This window comes from Streptomyces sp. 184 (assembly GCF_045781775.1).
Classification (GTDB): Bacteria; Actinomycetota; Actinomycetes; order Streptomycetales; family Streptomycetaceae; genus Streptomyces.
In genome coordinates this window covers 2175001-2196844 of record NZ_CP123230.1, presented here as the reverse complement: position 1 = coordinate 2196844, position 21844 = coordinate 2175001, and the positions used below count along the sequence as shown (strand labels likewise).

The 21844-nt window shown below is 70.9% G+C and carries 11 protein-coding genes, 2 rRNA genes and 1 pseudogene (1 of these 14 cut by a window edge); 2 read left to right on the top strand and 12 right to left on the bottom strand.

Annotation, left to right across the window (positions count from 1 at the left end):
* Positions 1 to 43: 43 nt before the first annotated feature.
* Together QBL21_RS09435 and QBL21_RS09430 are read right to left on the bottom strand one after the other, a co-directional pair.
* The gene (locus QBL21_RS09435; protein ID WP_407561587.1) at positions 44 to 697 is read right to left on the bottom strand and encodes a response regulator; all 654 of its coding nucleotides are present in this window, start codon (positions 695 to 697) and stop codon (positions 44 to 46) included.
* A gap of 50 nt (positions 698 to 747) precedes the next feature.
* The gene (locus QBL21_RS09430) at positions 748 to 2361 is read right to left on the bottom strand and encodes a histidine kinase (protein ID WP_407561586.1); all 1614 of its coding nucleotides are present in this window, start codon (positions 2359 to 2361) and stop codon (positions 748 to 750) included.
* Positions 2362 to 2508: 147 nt separating this feature from the next.
* On the opposite strand from QBL21_RS09430, the gene QBL21_RS09425 reads away from it, so the two are divergent.
* Entirely contained in the window at positions 2509 to 3297 is a 789-nt protein-coding gene (locus QBL21_RS09425) for an Fpg/Nei family DNA glycosylase (RefSeq protein WP_407561585.1), read from the top strand.
* A 108-nt stretch (positions 3298 to 3405) separates the two neighbouring features.
* On the opposite strand, the gene QBL21_RS09420 is transcribed toward QBL21_RS09425, so the two are convergent.
* From QBL21_RS09420 to QBL21_RS09385, 8 genes and pseudogenes are all read right to left on the bottom strand, one after another.
* Positions 3406 to 3774 (bottom strand): helix-turn-helix domain-containing protein, encoded by a 369-nt coding sequence (locus QBL21_RS09420; protein WP_018838068.1) that lies wholly within the window; start codon positions 3772 to 3774, stop codon positions 3406 to 3408.
* A 90-nt stretch (positions 3775 to 3864) separates the two neighbouring features.
* Positions 3865 to 4431, bottom strand: a complete 567-nt coding sequence (locus QBL21_RS09415; protein WP_407561583.1) for a CinA family protein — start codon at positions 4429 to 4431, stop codon at positions 3865 to 3867.
* Positions 4428 to 5021 (bottom strand): annotated as a pseudogene (gene pgsA, locus QBL21_RS09410) (CDP-diacylglycerol--glycerol-3-phosphate 3-phosphatidyltransferase); the annotation flags it as partial. The pseudogene pgsA and the gene QBL21_RS09415, both read right to left, overlap by 4 nt.
* A 5-nt stretch (positions 5022 to 5026) precedes the next feature.
* Positions 5027 to 6616 carry a 30S ribosomal protein S12 methylthiotransferase RimO gene (rimO, locus tag QBL21_RS09405; protein WP_407561581.1) on the bottom strand — a complete coding sequence of 530 codons (1590 nt, stop codon included), beginning with the start codon at positions 6614 to 6616 and terminating at the stop codon, positions 5027 to 5029.
* Positions 6617 to 6761: 145 nt separating this feature from the next.
* Positions 6762 to 7574, bottom strand: coding sequence for a helix-turn-helix domain-containing protein (locus QBL21_RS09400; RefSeq protein WP_407561579.1), 813 nt, complete (start codon positions 7572 to 7574; stop codon positions 6762 to 6764).
* Between the two features lie 184 nt (positions 7575 to 7758).
* Positions 7759 to 10503 (bottom strand): DNA translocase FtsK, encoded by a 2745-nt coding sequence (locus tag QBL21_RS09395; RefSeq protein WP_407561577.1) that lies wholly within the window; start codon positions 10501 to 10503, stop codon positions 7759 to 7761.
* A gap of 92 nt (positions 10504 to 10595) precedes the next feature.
* Positions 10596 to 11258 carry a two-component system response regulator gene (locus QBL21_RS09390; protein ID WP_407561576.1) on the bottom strand — a complete coding sequence of 221 codons (663 nt, stop codon included), beginning with the start codon at positions 11256 to 11258 and terminating at the stop codon, positions 10596 to 10598.
* Positions 11259 to 11501: 243 nt separating this feature from the next.
* Complete coding sequence (locus tag QBL21_RS09385) at positions 11502 to 16889, bottom strand: HAMP domain-containing protein (RefSeq protein WP_407561575.1); 5388 nt, start codon at positions 16887 to 16889, stop codon at positions 11502 to 11504.
* A gap of 346 nt (positions 16890 to 17235) precedes the next feature.
* Between QBL21_RS09385 and QBL21_RS09380 the strand changes: the two genes are divergently transcribed.
* Positions 17236 to 19878 carry a SpoIIE family protein phosphatase gene (locus QBL21_RS09380; protein ID WP_407561573.1) on the top strand — a complete coding sequence of 881 codons (2643 nt, stop codon included), beginning with the start codon at positions 17236 to 17238 and terminating at the stop codon, positions 19876 to 19878.
* Positions 19879 to 19953: 75 nt separating this feature from the next.
* Here QBL21_RS09380 and rrf read toward each other — a convergent pair.
* Positions 19954 to 20070: ribosomal RNA gene (gene rrf, locus QBL21_RS09375) — 5S ribosomal RNA — on the bottom strand.
* A gap of 108 nt (positions 20071 to 20178) precedes the next feature.
* Positions 20179 to 21844 (bottom strand): 23S ribosomal RNA (locus tag QBL21_RS09370); it runs 1465 nt beyond the window's last position.

The following is a 21844-nucleotide window of genomic DNA, read 5'->3' as shown; positions in this document are numbered from 1 at the left end:
CCCGACCGGCCCGGGCCGCCGCGCCCGTCGCAGCGCCCCGCGGCTACTCCACCCGGCCGTTCAGATACGTCAGCACCGCCCGTACCCGGCGGTTGTCGTCGTCCGACGGGGCCAGGTCCAGCTTCGCGAAGATGCTCGTCGTGTACTTGCTCACCGCGCCCTCCGAGAGGAAGAGCAAGCGCGCGATCGCCGCGTTCGAGCGGCCCTCCGCCATCCCCGCCAGTACCTCCCGCTCGCGCGGCGTCAGCCGCCCCAGCGGCTCGTCCCGCGCGTTGCTCGCCAGCAGCTTCGCGATGACCTCCGGGTCCATCGCCGTGCCGCCCTCGGCCACCCGCCGCACCGAGTCCACGAACTGCCGCGCCGCGAACACCCGGTCCTTCAGCAGATACCCCACCGCCCCGCGGCCGTCCGCCAGCAACTCCCGCGCGTACAACTGCTCCACGTGCTGCGAAAGGATCAGCACCGGCAGGTCGGGCCGCTCCCGCCGGGCCGCCAGCGCCGCCTGGAGGCCCTCGTCCGTGAACGTCGGCGGCAGCCGGATGTCGACCACCGCCACGTCCGGCCGCTCGGCGCGCAGCGCCGCCAGCAGCTCGTCCCCGGACTCGACCGCCGCGCAGATCTCCATGCCGTGCGCCTGCAACAGCCGGGTCAGCCCGTCCCGCAGCAGGTACTGGTCCTCCGCCAGGACGACTCGCACTGTCCCGCTCCTTTCCGCCCCGCCCGCCGGGACGGCCGCACGTTCCCCCGTCAGCACTGCTGCGCCGCACCGCTCTTCCGCAGCCGCCGCAGCAGCGGCGGCACCCCGGTCAGGCCCAGCGCCACCATCGCCAGCACCGTCGGCCAGCGCAGCGGCTCCGGCATGTACAGCGCCAGGAACCACGACCTGCTGTCCGTACCGAAGACCAGCAGCAGCCCCGCGACCAGCCCCTGCGGGAACAGCGCGACGGAACACAGTACCGGTGCCAGCGCCGTCAGCCACAGCTCCCCGCGCCCCGCCGCACGCCCCCGGGCGCCCCCCGGCCCGCAGGCGGCGGCCTGCTCCGGATCGCAGCGGTCCTCCCCCGTCGGGCACGGGATCTCCACCGCCACCGTCGTCGGCCCGCCCTCGGGGCTGGAGACGGCCAGCACCCCGTCGAACGGCCTGATCCGCCGCTCCACGCCGCGCAGCCCGCCGCCCGCGGTCGGCGCCGCACCCCCGCGCCCGTCGTCGGTGACCGTCACGCACAGCACCCCGTCGCGGTGCCACAGGTCGATGTCCACCCGGTCCGCCCCGGCGTGCTTCCCCGCGTTGGCCAGGATCTCCGCCACCGCGAAGTACGCCGCGGACTGCACCGGGTCCGGCAGTTGCCCGCGCAGGTCGACCTCGACCCGTACCTCCAGCGCGCTGTCCAGCGCCAGCGCCCGTACGGCGTCGCCGAGACCCCGCTCGGCCAGCACCGGCGGATGGATGCCCCGCACCAGCCCGCGCAGCTCCTGGAGCACCGCGGACGACGACTCCTGCGCCTGCCGCAGCAGCACCTTCGCCGCCGCCGGGTCGTCGTCGACCAGCTCCTCCGCCGCCGAGACCGTCATGCCGAGGGCGACGAGCCGGGCCTGCGGCCCGTCGTGCAGGTCCCGCTCGATGCGCCGCACCTCCGACGCCTGCCAGTCGGTGGCCGCCGTGCGCTTCTGGTCCAGCTCGGCGACCTGGAGCGCCAGCTCCGACGCCCGCGTCGGCGCCAGCAGCGACCGCGTCCAGCGCCCGTGCAGCGCCATCGCCCGCGGCCCGGCCCACAGCCCGGCGACGACGAGCGCGGCCCCCACGGGCACCAGCGCGAGTGCGGTGCCCTGCGAGGCGACCTCGACGCCCGCGTAGTCGGTGAGCGTGTCCCCGGGGTACGACGGGTCCCACAGCAGCGGCAGCGCCATGCCGAACAGCCCGTAGCCGACGGCGATCAGCGGCAGCGCGGCCATCGCCAGGCCCACGACCGGGTCGGCGACCAGCCACAGCGTGTCCCGCCAGGTCGCGCGGTCGGACAGCAGCCGGTGTACGCGCTCGAAGAACTCCGGCAGCGTGGGGCTGCGGTAGCCGATGCCCAGGTGCCGGTAGCGGCCGTCGGGCCCGGGCCGCAGGCGCGGCGGCTCGGGCAGGTACGGCTGGGCTATCGGCCGCCCCGTCCAGCGGCCGGTCAGCGCGCGGGCGGCGGCCGCGGTGGCGCGGGCGACCGCCACCCCGAAGGGGAAGAGGAAGAGCAGCCCGAGCCCGAAGGCGAGCACCAGCGAGGCGAGCATGACGGCCTGCGCCACGGCCTCCACCGCCGCCAGCGCCACCAGTACGATGGCGCGTCCCTGCGCGGTCACGTACGGCCGCAACCTGCTCATGGTGCCTCCCCTTCGGTCCTCATCATGCCGCCCATCGTGTCCCGTGGGGCACCCCCGCCACCGCCCCCGCAGGCCCCGGACCAGGGTGGGTCTGTCCCCACCCCCTCACGCCGGGCCCGTACGCCCCCGCCCTGGCACGATGGGTGCGTGCCCGAAGGAGACACCGTCTGGCGCACCGCCCGCCTGCTGCACGAGGCGCTGGCGGGCCGCCGGCTGACCCGCTGCGACCTGCGCGTGCCCAAGCTGGCCACGGCCGACCTCACCGGCCGCGAGGTCACCGAGGTGGTGCCGCGCGGCAAGCACCTGCTGACCCGCGTCGAGGGCGGCCTCACGCTGCACTCGCATCTGCGGATGGAGGGCGCCTGGAGGCTGTACGCGGACGGGGAGCGCTGGCGCGGCGGCCCCGGGCACCAGATCCGCGCGGTCCTCGGCAACGCCGACCGCACCGCCGTCGGCTACCGCCTGCCCGTGCTGGAGCTGCTGCGCACCGCGGCGGAGGACCGGGTCGTCGGCCACCTCGGCCCCGACCTGCTCGGCCCCGACTGGGACCCGGCGGAGGCGGAGCGGCGGCTGCTCGCCGACCCCGCCCGCCCGCTCGGCGAGGCCCTGCTCGACCAGCGCAATCTCGCGGGGATCGGCAACGTCTACAAGTCGGAGCTGTGCTTCCTGGCCGGCGTCAGCCCGTACGCCCCGGTCTCCGCGCTCCCCGAGCCCGCCCGGCTCGTCGCCGCCGCCCGGCGGCTGCTGGAGGCGAACCGGGACCGCGTGGCCCGTACGACGACGCCCAGCCGGCGCCCCGACCGCCGGCTGTGGGTCTACGGCCGCGGCGGCAGGCCGTGCCTGCGCTGCGGCACGGCGGTGCGCAGGCGTGCGCAGGGGGAGACGTCGGACGAGCGCGTGACGTACTGGTGCCCGCACTGCCAGCCGGGCGGATGACCGCCGCGGCGGGGCGCGCGGAAAGACGGAAGGGCCACCCGCGGCGGACAGGCCGCGAGCCCGGCTCCGCCGACGGCGAACCGGGCTCTGGTGGCAGGCTCTCGACCCTCAGGCCGCGACGGGATCGGGCTCCTTGGGGGCCTTGATGGTGACCCGCTCGTCGGGCATGCCCGTCACCGACGTCACGGTGAACGACCGTACGGGGGCGGGGATGGGCTCGGTGGCCGCGGCCGACTGGGCCAGCTCCGCGAGCGCCAGCTCGCCGCTCACCTCGCGCATCAGCTCGGACATCCGGACGTCCAGGGCCTCGCAGATGGAGTTGAGCAGCTCGGAGGAGGCTTCCTTCTGACCTCGCTCGACCTCCGACAGGTAGCCGAGGGAAACACGCGCTGACGAGGAAACCTCGCGCAGCGTCCGGCCCTGGCGCTGTCGCTGCCGGCGCAGCACGTCACCCAGCAGGCGACGGAGCAGAATCATGCGTGGCTCCCTCCTAGGACCTCGGATCCGGATCCTCTCTGCTCCACCGTACCGCCTCGGACCGTGACAGTGCGGCGACGGAAGTCATCTTCACCGTTCGCCAAGCGAGGAATAAGGAGCCTCCTGATCAGGATTTTCCGGGTATTTCCGCCCGTCTTGCCCCTTCGGTGCCGCGTCCAGGTGGCGCCGCAGGAGGGCCAGCGCCTCCCCCACGGCGGCCGTGCGGATCTCCGTACGAGACCCCGCCAGGTTCAGCGACCGCGTCTCGCTGCGCCCTTCGGGACCGGCCACGGCGACGAAGACGGTACCCGGCGGCTGCCCGTCCTGCGGATCCGGCCCGGCGACTCCCGTCGTCGCCACCGCCCAGTCGGCGCCGAGCCGCCAGCGCACCCCGGAGGCCATCTGCCGGGCGACCTCGCCGTCGACGGCACCGCGCTGGGCGAGCAGCGAACTGTCGACGCCGAGCACGTCCCGCTTGAGGTCGGTGGCGTACGTGGTGACGGCGCCCCGGAACGACCGGGAGGCGCCCGGCACCGCGGTGATCTCGGCGGCGACGAGCCCGCCGGTGAGGGATTCGGCGACGGCGAGGGTGACGCCGCGCTCCTCGCACAGGGCGAGGAGGTCGGCAGCGGTCCCGTCGGTGTTCTGTGTGGTCACTGGACTCTCTGCTCCCGTTCGGCGGCCAGCCCCCTGCGGCGGAGCACGATCGCCTGCTTGACGTAGTCCAGGCCGGTCACCACGGTCAGGACCACGGCGGCGGCCATGATCCAGAAGCGCAGCGTGGCGAGCGGTCCGGTGAGGGTGAGGATGTACATGCCCACGGCCACCCCCTGGGCCAGGGTCTTCAGCTTCCCGCCCCGGCTGGCAGGGATGACACCGTGCCTGATCACCCAGAACCGCATGAGGGTGATGCCGATCTCCCGCGCCAGGATCACGATCGTCACCCACCAGGGCAGGTCGCCCAGCGCCGACAGGCAGATCAGCGCGGCGCCCATGATCGCCTTGTCGGCGATGGGGTCGGCGATCTTGCCGAAGTCGGTGACGAGGTCGTAGCGGCGGGCCAGTTCCCCGTCGAAGAGGTCGGTGATCATGGCGACCGTGAAGGCGGCCCATGCGAACGAGCGCCAGGCCGGATCATGGCCGCCGTGGGCGGCCATGAGCAGCACGAACGCCGGTACGAGCAGCAGCCGCACCATGGTGAGGACGTTGGCGATGTTCCACAGACCGGCCTGACCGACGGCCGGGGCGGGGCTCATCTCGCGGCCTCCTCGGCCGGCTCCCGGGGCCGCCGCCGATCGGGCTCGCCTATCGGTTCCGCCACCAGGTCCACGCCTTCGCTCGCCACCACCTTGGCGGTGACCAGCGCCCCGGGCGCCGCCTGCCGGGCGGTCCCGCCGGCGAGCAGCGTCACGCCGTCCGTCTCGGGCGCCTGGTGCGCCGCCCGGCCGACGACCTCCCCGGCGGAGCCGGCGTCGGCCCCGAGGCCGGCGTCGGCCTCGGCGTCCTCCACCGCGTCCACCAGGACCCGTACCGTCTCGCCCACCCGCTCCTCGGCCCGCTGCGCCGTCAGCTCCTCCGCCAGCCGCGTCATGTGCGCCAGCCGCTCCGCGACCGCCTCCGGCGCGATCTTCGAGGCGTACCCCGCGGCCTCCGTGCCCTCCTCGTCGGAGTAGCCGAAGATCCCCACGGCGTCCAGCCGCGCGGCGGTGAGGAAGCGCTCCAGCTCCTCGACGTCCCGCTCGGTCTCGCCGGGGAAGCCGACGATGAAGTTCGACCGCGCGCCCGCCTCCGGCGCCCGCGAGCGGATCTCCCCCAGCAACTGGAGGAACCGCTCGGTGTCCCCGAAGCGGCGCATCGCGCGCAGCACCTCGGGGGCCGCGTGCTGGAAGGACAGGTCGAAGTACGGCGCCACCTTCTCCGTCGACGTCAGCACGTCGATCAGCCCGGGGCGCATCTCGGCGGGCTGGAGATAGCTGACCCGGATCCGCTCGATGCCGTCCACGGCGGCCAGTTCCGGCAGCAGCGTCTCCAGCAGCCGCACGTCGCCGAGGTCCTTGCCGTACGAGGTGTTGTTCTCCGAGACGAGCATGATCTCCCGGACGCCCTGCCCGGCCAGCCAGCGCGTTTCGCCGAGGACGTCGGAGGGGCGGCGGGAGACGAAGGAGCCGCGGAAGGAGGGGATGGCGCAGAACGTACATCGGCGGTCGCAGCCGGAGGCCAGCTTGACCGAGGCGACCGGCCCCGAGCCCAGCCGGCGGCGCAGCGGCGGCCGCGGCCCGGAGGCGGGGGCGACCCCGGCGGGCAGGTCGGCGGGAGCGGACGGGGCCGCGCCGGCGGGGGCCGCGGAGGCTGCGGGAGCCGCGTCGCCGTGTCCCGGCAGCGCCGCCGCGCCCCGGGCGGCGGCGTCCTGCCGCTCCGCGGGGCTGATCGGCAGCAGCTTGCGGCGGTCCCGCGGGGTGTGCGCGGCGTGGCCGCCGCCGGAGAGGATGGTCTGGAGCCGCTCGGAGATGTCGGTGTAGTCGTCGAAGCCGAGGACGCCGTCCGCCTCCGGGAGCGCGTCGGCCAGCTCCTTGCCGTACCGCTCGGCCATGCAGCCGACGGCCACAACCGCCTGCGTACGGCCGGTGTCCTTGAGGTCGTTGGCCTCCAGCAGGGCGTCGACGGAGTCCTTCTTGGCGGCTTCGACGAACCCGCAGGTGTTCACGACGGCGACGTCCGCGGCGGCGGCGTCCGTGACGAGGTCCCAGCCGTCCGCCGCCAGGCGGCCCGCGAGCTCCTCCGAGTCCACCTCGTTCCGGGCGCAGCCAAGCGTGACGAGGGCGACGGTACGGCGTTCAGGCATGGGGCTCAGCCTACTTCGTCCCGCGCCCGCAAACCGCCGCCGACCAGCCGCATTCCGCACGCCCGTCCGAAGCACGGAAGAGCGAGGGTACGGGCGTACGAGCCTTGCCGCAGGCCGGGCCCGCGCAGCCGCCCGACCGGGCCGGTCAGCCGGCTTCCGGATCGCCCTTGGTGTACGTCAGCCGCTCGACCTCGCCGGGCTGGAAGTCCTCGGCGATCTGCTTGCCGTTGACGAACAGGTCGACGCCGCCGGCGTTGCCGAGGACGAGGTAGATCTTCTCGCTGTCGGTGACGGTGACGGAGTCGCCCTGCGCGAGGACGCCCTCCTCCAGCTCGCGCCCGTCGGCGCCCTGCGCGGAGATCCAGCTCTGCCCGTCCGCGGCGACGATCCGCAGCGTCACCTTGTCCGGCGGCGCACCGGCCACCGCGCTGTCCGAGGGGTCCGGGCTCTGCTTGTCCTCGCCCGCGTCCTTGCCGGAGTCGGGGTCCTCGGACTTGTCGGACCCCTGCGACTCCCCGGCGACCGAGGAGCCGTCCGGCTCGTCCTCGTCGCCGCCGCTGAAGACGGTGAACCCCACGAAGCCGACGACGGCCACGATCGCGGCGACCATGGCGGCGGTCCAGTTGGGGCGGCGCGGCTCGGGGCGGATGCGCTCGGCCTCGAACATCGGCGCGGCGGGCGTCGGCACCGGCCGGCCGCCGTGCTCCGCGTCGTACTGCCCGACCAGGTCCTCCGCCTCCAGGCCGACCGCCCGCGCCAGGGTTCGCACATGCCCGCGGGCGTAGACGTCACCGCCGCAGCGGGAGAAGTCGTCCTGTTCGATGGCATGGATGATCGGAATGCGCACACGCGTGGACAAGCTGACCTGTTCGACGGACAGCTTGGCATCAAGGCGGGCCTGCTGAAGTGCGCGACCGACGGAAGGACGGTCGCCTGTGGGGGAGTTGCCGAGGGACACGTGGGCGCCTTTCGGGGTGAGCCACCTGCCGGGTGTTCAGTCTAGGGGGGTTGTAAAAGGATCGGCCAACCGGTCGAGCACACTTAATGGGCCATCGGGATAGACGTACTGCCCGACCGCGGGATCACCCGCGCGGCCCATTGATGTGACGCATCAGACGCCGAACCGGTTGCCCTCATCGCCGTTACGGATGATCCTGCCCCCGCAGTTGGGCGAGCACTCCGTCCATTTCATCCGGTTTGATGAGTACGTCCCGGGCCTTCGAACCCTCACTCGGACCGACGATCCCACGTGACTCCATCAGGTCCATCAGCCGCCCCGCCTTGGCGAACCCGACCCGCAGCTTGCGCTGGAGCATCGAGGTGGAGCCGAACTGCGTGGAGACCACCAGCTCGGCCGCCTGGCACAGCAGATCGAGGTCGTCGCCGATCTCCTCGTCGATCTCCTTCTTCTTCGCCCCGCCGACCACGACGTCCTCGCGGAAGACCGGCGCCATCTGGTCCTTGCAGTGCTGCACGACCGAGGCGACCTCCTCCTCCTCGACGTACGCGCCCTGGAGCCGGACCGGCTTGTTCGCGCCCATCGGCAGGAACAGCCCGTCGCCCTTGCCGATCAGCTTCTCGGCGCCGGCCTGGTCGAGGATGACGCGGCTGTCGGCGAGGGAGGAGGTCGCGAAGGCCAGCCGGGAGGGCACGTTCGCCTTGATGAGGCCGGTGACGACGTCGACGCTGGGGCGCTGGGTGGCGAGCACCAGGTGGATGCCGGCGGCGCGGGCGAGCTGCGTGATCCGTACGATCGCGTCCTCGACGTCCCGCGGCGCGACCATCATCAGGTCGGCCAGCTCGTCGACGATCACCAGCAGGTACGGGTACGGCGCCAGGTCCCGTTCGCTGCCGGGCGGGGCGGTGGCCTTGCCGGAGCGGACGGCGGCGTTGAAGTCGTCGATGTGGCGGTAGCCGTACGCGGCGAGGTCGTCGTAGCGCAGGTCCATCTCGCGGACGACCCACTGGAGCGCCTCGGCGGCCCGCTTGGGGTTGGTGATGATCGGCGTGATCAGGTGCGGGATGCCCTCGTACGCGGTCAGCTCCACCCGCTTGGGGTCGACCAGCACCATCCGCACGTCCTCCGGCGTGGCCCGCGCCATGACGGAGGTGATCAGGCAGTTGATGCAGGACGACTTGCCGGAGCCGGTGGCGCCGGCGATGAGGATGTGCGGCATCTTGGCGAGGTTGGCCGAGACGTAGCCGCCCTCGACGTCCTTGCCGAGGCCGACGAGCATCGGATGCTCCTCGCCGGCCGCCTCCGCGGAGCGCAGCACGTCGCCGAGCTTGACCATCTCGCGGTCGCTGTTGGGGATTTCGATGCCGACGGCGGACTTGCCGGGGATGGGGCTGATGATGCGCACGTCGGGGCTGGCGACGGCGTAGGCGATGTTCTTCGTCAGCGCCGTGATGCGCTCGACCTTCACGGCGGGGCCCAGCTCCACCTCGTACCGCGTGACGGTCGGCCCGCGGGTGAAGCCGGTGACGGCGGCATCGACCTTGAACTCGGTGAAGACCTGGGTGAGGGAGGCGACGACGACGTCGTTGGCAGCGCTGCGCGTACGGCCGGGGCCGCCGCGGCCCAGGACGTCGAGGGACGGCAGCGCGTAGGTGATGTCGCCGGAGAGCTGGAGCTGCTCGGCGCGCGGCGGCAGGACGGTGGGGTCGGGCTCGGCGGCCTGCTTGGTGAGGTCGGGGACCGACTGTTCCCGGTTTGCGGAGCGTACGGCCTCCGCTTCCTCCGCGCCCGGCTCGTCCGCGCCCGGCTCCTCGCGCGCGGCCGGTACGCCCCCGGTGCGCTCGGCGACGCCGTGGGTGAGGTGGGCGAGCAGCGGGGAGGGCTGGACGCCGTGCAGCACGGCGCCGTCGAGGTCGGTGGCCGCGGCGGCGGCGGCGTCGATGGGGTCCATGCCGCCGTAGTCGCGGTCGGGCGCGGCACGGCGCTTGGCGGCGGCCGGGGCGGCGGGGCCGGTCCTGCGGGTCCGGCGGCGGCGCGGCGGCGGGGGCCCGTCGTCTTCCTCGTCGTCCTCGTCCGTACGGACCAGGCCGTCGCGCCAGTCGTCGTCGAAGTCCTCCGCCTTGGCCGCCACCGCCGGATCGGGCCGCGGCTGTACGAGGCCGAGCCGCACGCCGGCGGAGTGGATCCGGTCCGGGATCGCCGCGACCGGCGTGGCCGTGACGACGAGCAGCCCGAAGATGGTGAGCAGCACCAGCAGCGGCAGCGCGAGCACGTCGCCGAGGGTGGTGACCAGCGGCCGGGACACGGCCCAGCCGACGAAGCCGCCGGAGTCCCTGATGGTCTGCGTGCCCTCGCCGCGCCCGGGGGTGCCGCAGGCCAGGTGCACGAGCCCGAGCACGCCGATGACCAGGGCGGACAGGCCGATGACGATACGCCCGTTGGCCTCGGTCTTCTCGGGGTGGCGGATGAGTCGTACGGCGATGGTGGCCAGCAGGATCGGCACCAGCAGGTCGAGGCGGCCGAAGGCGCCGGTGACCAGGATCTCGACCAGCTCGCCCACCGGGCCCTGGAGGTTCGACCAGGTGCCGGCGGCGACGATCAGGGCGATGCCGAGCAGCAGCAGCGCCAGGCCGTCCTTGCGGTGGGCGGGGTCGAGGCCCTTGGCGCCGCGTCCTATGCCGCGGAAGAGGACGCCGACGAGGCCGGCGAGGCCGAGCCAGATCGCGCGCAGCAGCCGCAGCACACCGGAGGTCGGGGAGGGGGCGGGCTTCTTGGCCGGCGCCTTCTTGGCCGCGCCCGCGGCCTTCTTCGGCGGCGGCTTCCCGGCGGGTGCCTTCTTCACGGGCGCCTTCTTCGCCGCGGGCTTTTTGGCCGTGCTACCTCCGGACCGCTGCCGGGAGTTGCCGCTGCCAGAGGTACGTGAGGCCATAGGTGCGAGATTACCGGCAGCGCACGCGGGGGACACGTAGGACGTGCAGGTACGCATCCCCCGCGCAGCCGGGTCCGGCCGGCCCGGCCGGGCTACTCCGTGTCGGCGCGGGAGCCGGGCTCCAGGGCGTCGATCGCCTTGCGCAGCCCGGTGAGTTTCCGCTCCAGGTGGGCCGCGGTCGCGACCACGGCCGACTCCGCGTTGGCCCCGCTGAGCTGCTTCGACAGCGCCTCGGCCTGCTCCTCCGCGGCGGCGAGCCGCGCGGACAGCTCGGCCAGCAGCCCGGTCTGCGCGGCGCCGTCGCCGTTGCCCTTCTGGGCGCCTTCGAGCTGGAGCCGCAGCAGGCCGGCCTGCTCGCGAAGCTGGAGGTTCTTCATGTACAGCTCGACGAAGACCGAGACCTTGGCCCGCAGCACCCAGGGGTCGAAGGGCTTGGAGATGTAGTCGACGGCTCCGGCGGCGTAGCCGCGGAACGTGTGGTGCGGGCCGTGGTTGATGGCCGTGAGGAAGATGATCGGGATGTCGCGGGTGCGCTCACGGCGCTTGATGTGCGCCGCGGTCTCGAACCCGTCCATGCCCGGCATCTGCACGTCGAGCAGGATCACCGCGAAATCCTCGGTCAGCAGCGCTTTGAGCGCTTCCTCCCCGGACGACGCCCGGACCAGGTGCTGATCCAGCGCGGAAAGGATGGCCTCCAGCGCCAGCAGATTCTCCGGCCGGTCATCGACCAGGAGAATCTTGGCCTTCTGCACCATGGCCTGCCCTCCTCGCCCCGGCGGTGTGCCGGTCCTCGTCGCCAAAGACGCGCCCACCATGCCGCCCGCCCTCGTGCCGGTCATCGTATCCACACCCCGAGACTCGCCACACCCTGTCACCGAGTTGTCACTGCGAACACTGCGACAACGCGCCTGCGATCAGTTTGGTTCCCGGAATCCCGCGTTCTCACACGCATTTGGACACACTGAGTCATCAAAGAGCAGGAACTCACGAGGATTTGACTACTCTCCGCTCATCCAGTCGGTCATAACGTTGAGCAATCTATCGGTATCCACCGGTTTGGTTACATAGTCCGATGCGCCCGCTTCGATGCTCTTCTCCTTGTCGCCCTTCATCGCCTTCGCGGTCAGCGCGATGATGGGCAGCCCGGCGAACTGCGGCATCCGGCGGATCGCCTCCGTCGTGGCGTAGCCGTCCATCTCCGGCATCATGATGTCCATCAGCACCACGGCCACGTCCTCGTGCTGCTCCAGCACCTCGATGCCCTCGCGGCCGTTCTCGGCGTACAGCACCGCGAGCCCGTGCTGCTCCAGCACGCTGGTCAGCGCGAAGACGTTGCGGATGTCGTCGTCCACGATGAGGACCTTCTCGCCGCGGAACGTGCCCTGGAAGCGCGGCGACGGCGACCGCTGCGACAGCTCCCCCTCCAGCCCCCCGCCGTCCACGGGTACGGCGTCCGAAGCGGCTCCAGGCGCCCCTGAGGCGTCCAGGGCCCCCGCGTCGCCCGTGGACCCGTCCGGCTGCCCCGCGGGCCCTGAGAGCCCGTCAGAGGAGTTCCTCGTACGTCCCGGAGGCAGCGCCTCGACCTCGGCGGCACCGGCGACGGCGCTCGCCGCCTCGGCCTGCTCCAGGCCCGCCGCGAGCGCACCCGTGACGGCGGCGCCCGCGCCCGGCAGCCCGGGGGCCGGCAGCTCGGTCGGGTGCAGCGGCAGGTACAGCGTGAACGTCGAACCGCGGCCCGGCTCGCTGTCGACGTGGATCTCGCCGCCGAGCAGCCGGGCGATCTCGCGGCTGATCGACAGCCCCAGCCCCGTGCCGCCGTACTTGCGGCTCGTCGTGCCGTCGGCCTGCTTGAACGCCTCGAAGATCACGCCCATCTTGTTCGCCGGGATGCCGATCCCCGTGTCGGTCACGGAGAACGCGATCAGCTCCGCGCCCGGGTCGCGCAGCGCGCCCTGCTCCAGCAGTTGTTCCTTGATGTCCCGCGGCACGTCGTCCTTCGCCGTGCGGATCAGCAGTTCCACCGTGCCGCTGTCGGTGAACTTCACCGCGTTCGACAGCAGGTTGCGCAGCACCTGGAGCAGCCGCTGCTGGTCGGTGCTGAGCGTCGCCGGCGGATCGGGCGAGACCCGTACGGAGAAGTCGAGGCCCTTCTCGGCCGTCAGCGGCCGGAACGTCGCCTCCACGTAGTCGACGAGCTGCACCAGCGCGATCCGGGTGGGGCTCACGTCCATCTTGCCCGCCTCGACCTTCGACAGGTCGAGGATGTCGTTGATGAGCTGGAGCAGGTCCGAGCCCGCGCCGTGGATCGTCTCGGCGAACTCCACCTGCTTCGGCGTCAGGTTCCCGTCGCCGTTGTCGGCGAGCAGCTTCGCCAGGATCAGCAGGGAGTTCAGCGGCGTGCGCAGCTCGTGCGACATGTTCGCCAGGAACTCGGACTTGTACCGCATCGAGACCGCGAGCTGCTCGGCCCGCTCCTCCAGGCCCTGCTTGGCCTCCTCGATCTCGACGTTCTTGATCTCGATGTCGCGGTTCTGCCGGGCCAGCAGCTCGGCCTTCTCCTCCAGCTCCGCGTTCGACTCCTGGAGCGCCTTCTGCCGCACCTCCAGCTCGCCCTGCCGGTCGCGCAACTGCGCCGCCAGCTCCTGGGACTGGCTGAGCAGCACCTCGGTCTTGGAGTTGACGCTGATGGTGTTGACGCTGGTGGCGATGACCTCGGCGATCTGGCCCAGGAAGTCCTTCTGGATCTGGGTGAACGGCTGGAACGACGCCAGCTCCACCACGCCCAGCACCCGGCCCTCGAAGATCAGCGGGAGCACGATGACATGCGCCGGCGGCGCCTCGCCGAGCCCCGAGGCGATCTTCAGATAGCCCTTGGGCACGTTCTCCACGACGATCGGGCGCCGCTCCTGCGCGGCGGTGCCCACGAGCGTCTCGCCGGGCCGCAGGATGTGCGGCAGCTCGTTCCCGGAGTGCCCGTACGAACCGATCATCCGCAGCTCGTACGCGTCGTCCCCGCTGGCCGCGCCGATCTCCACGACGGCCTCGGCGCCGGAGCGCTGCACCAGGAAGAACGCGCCGTGCTGCGCGGCGACCACCGGCGTCAGCTCGCTCATGATCAGCCGCGCGACGTCGGCGAGGTCGCGGCGGCCCTGGAGCAGGCCGGAGATGCGGGCGAGGTTGCCCTTGAGCCAGTCCTGCTCCTTGTTGGCGATGGTCGTCTCACGGAGCTTCACGATCATCGTGTTGATGTGGTCCTGGAGCTCCATCATCTCGCCGTAGGCGTCCACGTCGATCTTGAGGTTCAGATCGCCGCGGGTCACCGCGGTGGCCACCTGGGCGATCTGCCGCACCTGACTGGTCAGGTTGTTCGCCATCAGGTTCACGGACTCCGTGAGGTCCTTCCAGATCCCGGAGACCCCCCGCACCCGCGCCTGCCCGCCGAGCCGGCCCTCGGTGCCCACCTCGCGGGAGACCCGGGTGACCTCGTCGCCGAAGGACGAGAGCTGGTCGACCATCGTGTTGATCGTGGTCTTCAGCTCCAGGATCTCGCCCTGCGCGGCCACGTCGATCTTCTTCGACAGGTCGCCGCTGGCCACGGCGGTGGTCACCATGGCGATGTTGCGCACCTGGTTGGTGAGGTTGGACGCCATCGAGTTCACGGACTCGGTGAGGTCCTTCCACGTACCCGAGACGCCGGGCACGCGGGCCTGGCCGCCGAGCCGGCCGTCCGTGCCGACCTCGCGGGCGACGCGGGTGACCTCGGCGGCGAACGACGACAGCGTCTTGACCATGGTGTTGACGGTGGCGGCGAGCTGCTGGACCTCGCCGCGGGCCTCGACGGTGACCGTACGGGTCAGGTCGCCGTTGGCGACGGCGGTGGCGACCTGGGAGATGTTGCGCACCTGGCTGGTCAGGTTGACCGCCATCTGGTTCACGTTGTCGGTGAGGTCCTTCCAGATGCCGGAGACCCCGCGCACCCGCGCCTGGCCGCCGAGCTGGCCCTCCGTGCCCACCTCGCGGGCCACCCGCGTGACCTGCTCGGCGAACGACGACAGTTGGTCGACCATCGTGTTCACCGTCGTCACGAGTTCGAGGATCTCGCCCCGCGCGTCGACGGTGATCTTCTTGGACAGGTCGCCGCGCGCCACCGCTGTGGTGACCTCGGCGATGCTGCGCACCTGCGAGGTCAGGTTGTTCGCCATGGAGTTGACGGACTGGGTGAGGTCCTTCCACGTACCGGAGACGCCCTGGACCTCCGCCTGGCCGCCCAGCTCGCCCTCGGTGCCGACCTCGCGGGCCACCCGCGTCACCTGCTCGGCGAACGAGGAGAGCTGGTCGACCATCGTGTTCAGGGTGTTCTTCAGCTCCAGGATCTCGCCGCGGGCGTCCACGTCGATCTTCTGCGAGAGGTCGCCGCGCGCGACCGCCGTCGCGACCTGGGCGATGTTGCGGACCTGCCCGGTCAGGTTGCCGGCCATGAAGTTGACCGAGTCCGTCAGGTCGCGCCAGACGCCGGCGACGCCCTGCACCCGGGCCTGCCCGCCGAGCCGGCCTTCCGTGCCGACCTCGCGCGCCACCCGCGTGACCTGCTCCGCGAACGACGAGAGCTGGTCGACCATCGTGTTGATGGTGTTCTTCAGCTCCAGGATCTCCCCGCGGGCGTCGACCTCGATCTTCTGCGACAGGTCGCCGCGCGCCACGGCCGTCGTCACCTGCGCGATGTTGCGGACCTGAAGCGTCAGGTTGCTCGCCATGAAGTTGACGGAGTCGGTCAGGTCCTTCCACGTACCCGAGACCCCTTCGACGCGCGCCTGGCCGCCGAGCCGGCCCTCCGTGCCCACGTCCCGCGCCATCCGCGTGACCTGGTCGGCGAAGGAGGAGAGCTGGTCCACCATCGTGTTCACGGTGTTCTTGAGCTGGAGCATCTCGCCGGAGACGTCCACGGTGACCTTCTGCGACAGGTCGCCGTTCGCGACCGCCGTCGTCACCTGCGCGATGTTGCGGACCTGCCCGGTCAGGTTGCGGAAGGCCGTGTTGACCGAGTCGACCAGGTCCTTCCACGTGCCCGCGGCCCCCGGCACCTGCGCCTGGCCGCCCAGCTCGCCCTCCACGCCGACCTCGCGGGCCACCCGCGTCACCTCGGCGCCGAAGGACGACAACTGGTCGACCATGGTGTTGACGGTGTTCTTCAGCTCCAGCATCTCGCCGGAGACGTCCACGGTGACCTTCTGCGACAGGTCGCCGTTGGCCACCGCCGTCGTCACCTGCGCGAACTCGCGCACCTGCCGGGTGAGGTTGGAGAAGGCGGTGTTCACCGAGTCGGTGAGGTCCTTCCAGATCCCGGCCGCGCCCGGCACCTGCGCCTGCCCGCCGAGCCGCCCCTCGGCGCCGACCTCGCTGGCCATGCGCGTGACCTCGCCGGCGAAGGTGCGCAGGGTCTCGGTCATGGTGTTGATCGTGTCCGCGAGCTGGGCGACCTCGCCGCGTGCGCTGACGGTCACCTTCTGCGACAGGTCGCCGTTGGCGACCGCGGTGGTGACCTGCGCGATGCCGCGGACCTGGGCGGTCAGGTTGCCCGCCATCAGGTTCACGCTGTCCGTGAGGTCCTTCCACACCCCGCCGACGCCCTCGACCTGCGCCTGCCCGCCCAGCTCGCCCTCGGTGCCCACCTCGCGGGCCACCCGGGTCACCTCGGAGGAGAACGCGGAGAGCTGGTCCACCATCGTGTTGACGGTGTTCTTCAGTTCGAGCATCTCGCCGTCGACGTGCACGGTGACCTTGCGCGACAGGTCGCCCTTGGCGACCGCCGTGGTGACCAGGGCGATGTCGCGGACCTGGGCCGTCAGCCGGTACGCCATGGTGTTCACGGAGTCCGTGAGGTCCTTCCAGGACCCGGACATCCCGCGCACCTTCGCCTGGCCGCCGAGCTTGCCCTCGGTGCCGACCTCGCTGGCGACGCGGGTCACCTCGTCGGTGAAGACGGAGAGCTGGTCCACCAGCCCGTTGACCGTACGGCCCATCTTCAGCACTTCGCCCCGCAGCGGGTGCGGGGCGCCGTCCTGTCCCTGCGGCCGCAGGTCCATGCGCTGCTGGAGATCGCCGTCCGCGACGGCGGTCAGCACCCTGCCGACGTCGGCCAGGGGGCGTACGAGATCATCGACCAGCGCATTCGACGCGTCGACCGCCGCCGCCCACGACCCCTCGCAGGGCCCGGCCGCCAGCCGCTCGGCGAGCTTGCCCTCCCGGCCGACCATCCGCCGCACCCGCGACAGCTCTCCGGTGACGTGGAGGTTACGCTCCGCGACCTCGTTGAAGACCTCGGCGATCTCGGACATCACGCCGTCGCCGCCGACCCTCAGGCGCTTGCGGAAGTTGCCGTCACGCATGGACTCCAGGGCCCCGAGCAGGCGATACAGCGAGGCCGTATCGACCTGTGTAGTCCCGGAGGGCGTCCGGGAGCGCCCGCCCTTGGTGCGCGGACTCGCGCCTGGCGCGCTCGCGTCAGACTCCACTGTGTCCCTCCCGCAGGGTCGACGTTCGCCTCGGGCTCCCTCCGAAGCCTTCCCAGTGTTTCACCCCGGCCCTGGCAGGCCATAACAGTTCGGCGGCTAAGGCGCACTTTCCGAGTGTTAAGAGAAGGATCCGGCATCTGTCCGCAGGGTGAAGGTAAGTACCCTGGCATCCGCCGTCCATCCCTTCAGCCGGGAGAGTGGCACATCGAGAGGAGAGCTGGTGACCACCGCGCGGGCTGCGGCCACCTTCGAGCCGGTCGGGCGCTCCGTCGCCGCGGCCAGGACCTTCGTCCGCGACACCCTCCAGGGCTGGGGCTACCCCGAGGCTACCGACGACGCCGTCGTACTGACCAGTGAACTTGTGACAAATGCCATAATCCATGCGGGTACGGCGGTAGACGTCCTCTGTGTCCGGTTGGCCGACGCGGTACGGGTCGAGGTAGCCGACCGGCACGCCGAGCGCGAGTTGCCGCTGCACAGCCCCTCGCTCCAGCCCACCCCCCTCGACCGCGAGGGAGGCCGCGGCCTGATGCTGTGCGCCGCCCTCGCCAACCGCTGGGGCGTCGACTACACCGCGGAGCACAAGCGCGTCTGGTTCCAGCTCACCGTCGCCGAGCCGCCCGCCGGCACCCGCGCCGCCGGCCCCGAGCTGCCCGTCGACGAGCTGCCGCTGGCCGAGGAGCGCATCCGCGTCGCCGTCGTCCGCATCGACCGCGGCGGCCTCGTCAGCGAGTGGAACGACGACGCCCGCGACCTCTTCGGCTACGAACCGGAGAAGGTCGTCGGCAAGCCCCTCGGCGACCTCGCCGCCTGGCCCCACACCCCCGGCACCGGCACCGGCCTCGTCGAGGCGCTGCAACTGTCCCGCTGGGAGGGCTCGTACGGCATCCGCTGCAACGACGGGCGCGTCACCCCCGTCTACGCCTCGCACATGCGGCTGCGCAACTCCGCCGGCGACCCGTCCACGATCTGCCTCATGGTCCGCGACAGCGAACGCGCCGTCCTCCAGAGCCCGCTGCGCGCCCCCGCCGGCGACAGCTCCGGCAGCGAGGGCCGCACCGGCGCCTTCCCCGGCGGCGACTCCTTCGAGGCGTTCATCGGCACCCCCTCCCCCGACGACCTCGACGGCCTGCTCCAGCGCACCGTCGAGCGCGCCCGCGACATGCTCGCCGGCGATGCCGCGTACCTGCTGCTCGCCACCGACGACGAGACGGAACTCGAAGTGCGGGCCTCCACCGGACTGCCCTCCGCGCGCCAGCGGTTCGCGCGCGTACCCGTCGAGACCGGCACCGGCAGCCGCTACGGCTCCGCCCGCCTCCCGGCCGTCCACGAAGACCTCATGGCCGACCCCGACGCCGTACCCCTGCTGGCCGCCACCGGCATGCGCTCGGTCGTCTCCGTGCCGCTGAAGGTCGAGGGCCGTCTCACCGGCTCCCTCGGCGTCGCCGCGGAGATCCCCGGCCGCTACACCAACGAGGAAGCGCTGCGACTCCAGTTCGCCGCCGACCGCATCGCGCTCGCCGTCGAGTCCGCCCGCCTCGGCGAGCTGGAGCGGCTGCGCCGCGGCTCCCTGTCCTTCCTCGTCGAAGCCTCCGACCTGCTCGCCGGCACCCTGGACCGGGACCAGACGCTGGCCCTCATGGCCCAGATGATCGTCCCCACGCTGGCCAGTTGGTGCGCCGTCTACACCCTTCCCGAGCAGGCCGAGCCCGAACTCAGCTACGTCCTGCACGAGGACGAGGAGCGCATCGACGACCTGCGCGTCCTGCTCTCCCGCATCGACCCGCCGGACGCCGTTCTCGTCCCCGGCGCCCGCCTGTGGCGCGGCCCGGGCGACGCGGCGCACACGCTGGCGATGCGCAGCTCGTTCCTCAGCCTCAGCATCGCGGGCAACACGACCCTCGCCGAAGACGCCGAAACATCCCTGGCCACGGCCTCCACCGTCGGTGGCGAAACCGTTGTGCTACCGCTCGTCGCCCGCAACCGCGTGATCGGCATGCTCGTCCTGGGCAAGCCCACGGACGAGCACTTCCGCCAGGAGATCCTCGAACTCGCCGAGGACCTCTCCCGCCGCGCGGCCCTCGCCCTCGACAACGCGCGCCTCTACTCCGAGCGCACCACCATCAGCCAGTCCCTCCAGCGCAGCCTCCTGCCCCCGGGCCTGCCGGACGTCCCCGGCGTCGAGGTCGAGGTCATCTACCGCCCCGCGGGAGAGGGCAACGAGGTCGGCGGCGACTTCTACGACCTCTTCGAGATCCGCGACGGCGCCTACGGCTTCGCCATCGGCGACGTCTGCGGTACGGGCCCGGAAGCCGCCGCCGTCACGGGCCTGGCCCGCACGGCCCTGCGCCTGCTGGCCCGCGAGGGCTTCGGCGGCCCGGCGGTACTGGAGCGCCTCAACGCCGCGATCCTCGACGAGGGCGCACGGGGCCGCTTCCTCACCCTCCTCTACGGCGAACTCTGGCCCCAGCCGGACGGCAGCGCGGTCCTCAAAACCGTCTGCGCCGGCCACCCGCCCCCGCTCCGCCTGCGCCCCGACGGCACGGTGGAACAGGCCACGGAGTCGCAGCCGCTGCTGGGCGTCATGGAGGACCTGGAGCTGCACAGCGAGGAACTCGTCCTCGACCCGGGCGACGTACTCCTCTGCGTCACGGACGGCGTCACGGAACGCCGCGAAGGCAGCCGCATGCTCGGCGACGAGGGCCTCATCGACGTCCTCACGACGTGCACGGGCCTCACGGCAGGCGCGGTGGCGGCACGGGTGCTGCGCACGGTGGAGCGCTTCGCGGCGGAGCCGGCCTCGGACGACCTGGCCATCCTGACGATGCGGGTGCCGGGCCAGATGAACGGAAACGGGGAGTAGGACGGCGGGGCCCCGCACGGGGTGTGGAAATGACTCAACCCCCGGACGATGTCCGGGGGTTGAGTACTAAAAATCGTTCGGCGGTGACCTACTCTCCCACACGGTCCCCCATGCAGTACCATCGGCGCGGTCGGGCTTAGCTTCCGGGTTCGGAATGAGACCGGGCGTTTCCCCAACGCTATGACCACCGAAACACTATGAAACACACCCCCACACCACCCCACACCACACATGCAGTGGTGGCGGATGGAATGTGGGCGGGTTGTTGTTTCAGAACCCACACAGTGGACGCAAGCAGCTATGGACAAGCCCTCGGCCTATTAGTACCGGTCACCTCCACCCCTCACAGGGCTTCCAGATCCGGCCTATCAACCCCGTCGTCTACAGGGGGCCTTAACCCCTCAAAGGGGGTGGGAGTCCTCATCTCGAAGCAGGCTTCCCGCTTAGATGCTTTCAGCGGTTATCCCTCCCGAACGTAGCCAACCAGCCATGCCCTTGGCAGAACAACTGGCACACCAGAGGTCCGTCCGTCCCGGTCCTCTCGTACTAGGGACAGCCCTTCTCAAGACTCCTACGCGCGCAGCGGATAGGGACCGAACTGTCTCACGACGTTCTAAACCCAGCTCGCGTGCCGCTTTAATGGGCGAACAGCCCAACCCTTGGGACCGACTCCAGCCCCAGGATGCGACGAGCCGACATCGAGGTGCCAAACCATCCCGTCGATATGGACTCTTGGGGAAGATCAGCCTGTTATCCCCGGGGTACCTTTTATCCGTTGAGCGACGGCGCTCCCACAAGCCACCGCCGGATCACTAGTCCCTGCTTTCGCACCTGCTCGACCCGTCAGTCTCGCAGTCAAGCTCCCTTGTGCACTTACACTCACCACCTGATGACCAACCAGGCTGAGGGAACCTTTGGGCGCCTCCGTTACATTTTAGGAGGCAACCGCCCCAGTTAAACTACCCACCAGACACTGTCCCCGATCCGGATCACGGACCCAGGTTAGACATCCAACACGACCAGAGTGGTATTTCAACGACGACTCCACAACCACTGGCGTGGCCGCTTCACAGTCTCCCACCTATCCTACACAAGCCGAACCGAACACCAATATCAAGCTATAGTAAAGGTCCCGGGGTCTTTCCGTCCTGCTGCGCGAAACGAGCATCTTTACTCGTAATGCAATTTCACCGGGCCTATGGTTGAGACAGTCGAGAAGTCGTTACGCCATTCGTGCAGGTCGGAACTTACCCGACAAGGAATTTCGCTACCTTAGGATGGTTATAGTTACCACCGCCGTTTACTGGCGCTTAAGTTCTCAGCTTCGCCACCCCGAAGAGTGACTAACCGGTCCCCTTAACGTTCCAGCACCGGGCAGGCGTCAGTCCGTATACATCGCCTTACAGCTTCGCACGGACCTGTGTTTTTAGTAAACAGTCGCTTCTCGCTGGTCTCTGCGGCCACCCCCAGCTCCCCGTGTAAAACGGATCACCGGAAGCGGCCCCCCTTCTCCCGAAGTTACGGGGGCATTTTGCCGAGTTCCTTAACCATAGTTCACCCGAACGCCTCGGTATACTCTACCTGACCACCTGAGTCGGTTTAGGGTACGGGCCGCCATGAAACATCGCTAGAGGCTTTTCTCGACAGCATAGGATCATCCACTTCACCACAATCGGCTCGGCATCAGGTCTCACCCATAATGTTGCGCGGATTTACCTGCACAACGGGCCACACCCTTACCCCGGGACAACCACCGCCCGGGCTGGACTACCTTCCTGCGTCACCCCATCACTCACCTACTACAAGCTCGGATCACCGGCTCCACCACACCCCGCATCACCCGAAGGATCAACAAGGGGGCTTCACGGGCTTAGCATCACCTGATTCGATGTTTGGCGCTTCACAGCGGGTACCGGAATATCAACCGGTTATCCATCGACTACGCCTGTCGGCCTCGCCTTAGGCC

What these genes read in the sequence shown, in the direction of transcription:
- QBL21_RS09430 (WP_407561586.1), bottom strand. Translation starts at nt 2,361, where the DNA reads ATGAGCAGGTTGCGGCCGTACGTGACCGCGCAGGGACGCGCCATCGTA.
- rimO (WP_407561581.1), bottom strand. Translation starts at nt 6,616, where the DNA reads ATGCCTGAACGCCGTACCGTCGCCCTCGTCACGCTTGGCTGCGCCCGG.
- QBL21_RS09385 (WP_407561575.1), bottom strand. Translation starts at nt 16,889, where the DNA reads ATGCGTGACGGCAACTTCCGCAAGCGCCTGAGGGTCGGCGGCGACGGC.
- QBL21_RS09420 (WP_018838068.1), bottom strand. Translation starts at nt 3,774, where the DNA reads ATGATTCTGCTCCGTCGCCTGCTGGGTGACGTGCTGCGCCGGCAGCGA.
- QBL21_RS09395 (WP_407561577.1), bottom strand. Translation starts at nt 10,503, where the DNA reads ATGGCCTCACGTACCTCTGGCAGCGGCAACTCCCGGCAGCGGTCCGGA.
- QBL21_RS09390 (WP_407561576.1), bottom strand. Translation starts at nt 11,258, where the DNA reads ATGGTGCAGAAGGCCAAGATTCTCCTGGTCGATGACCGGCCGGAGAAT.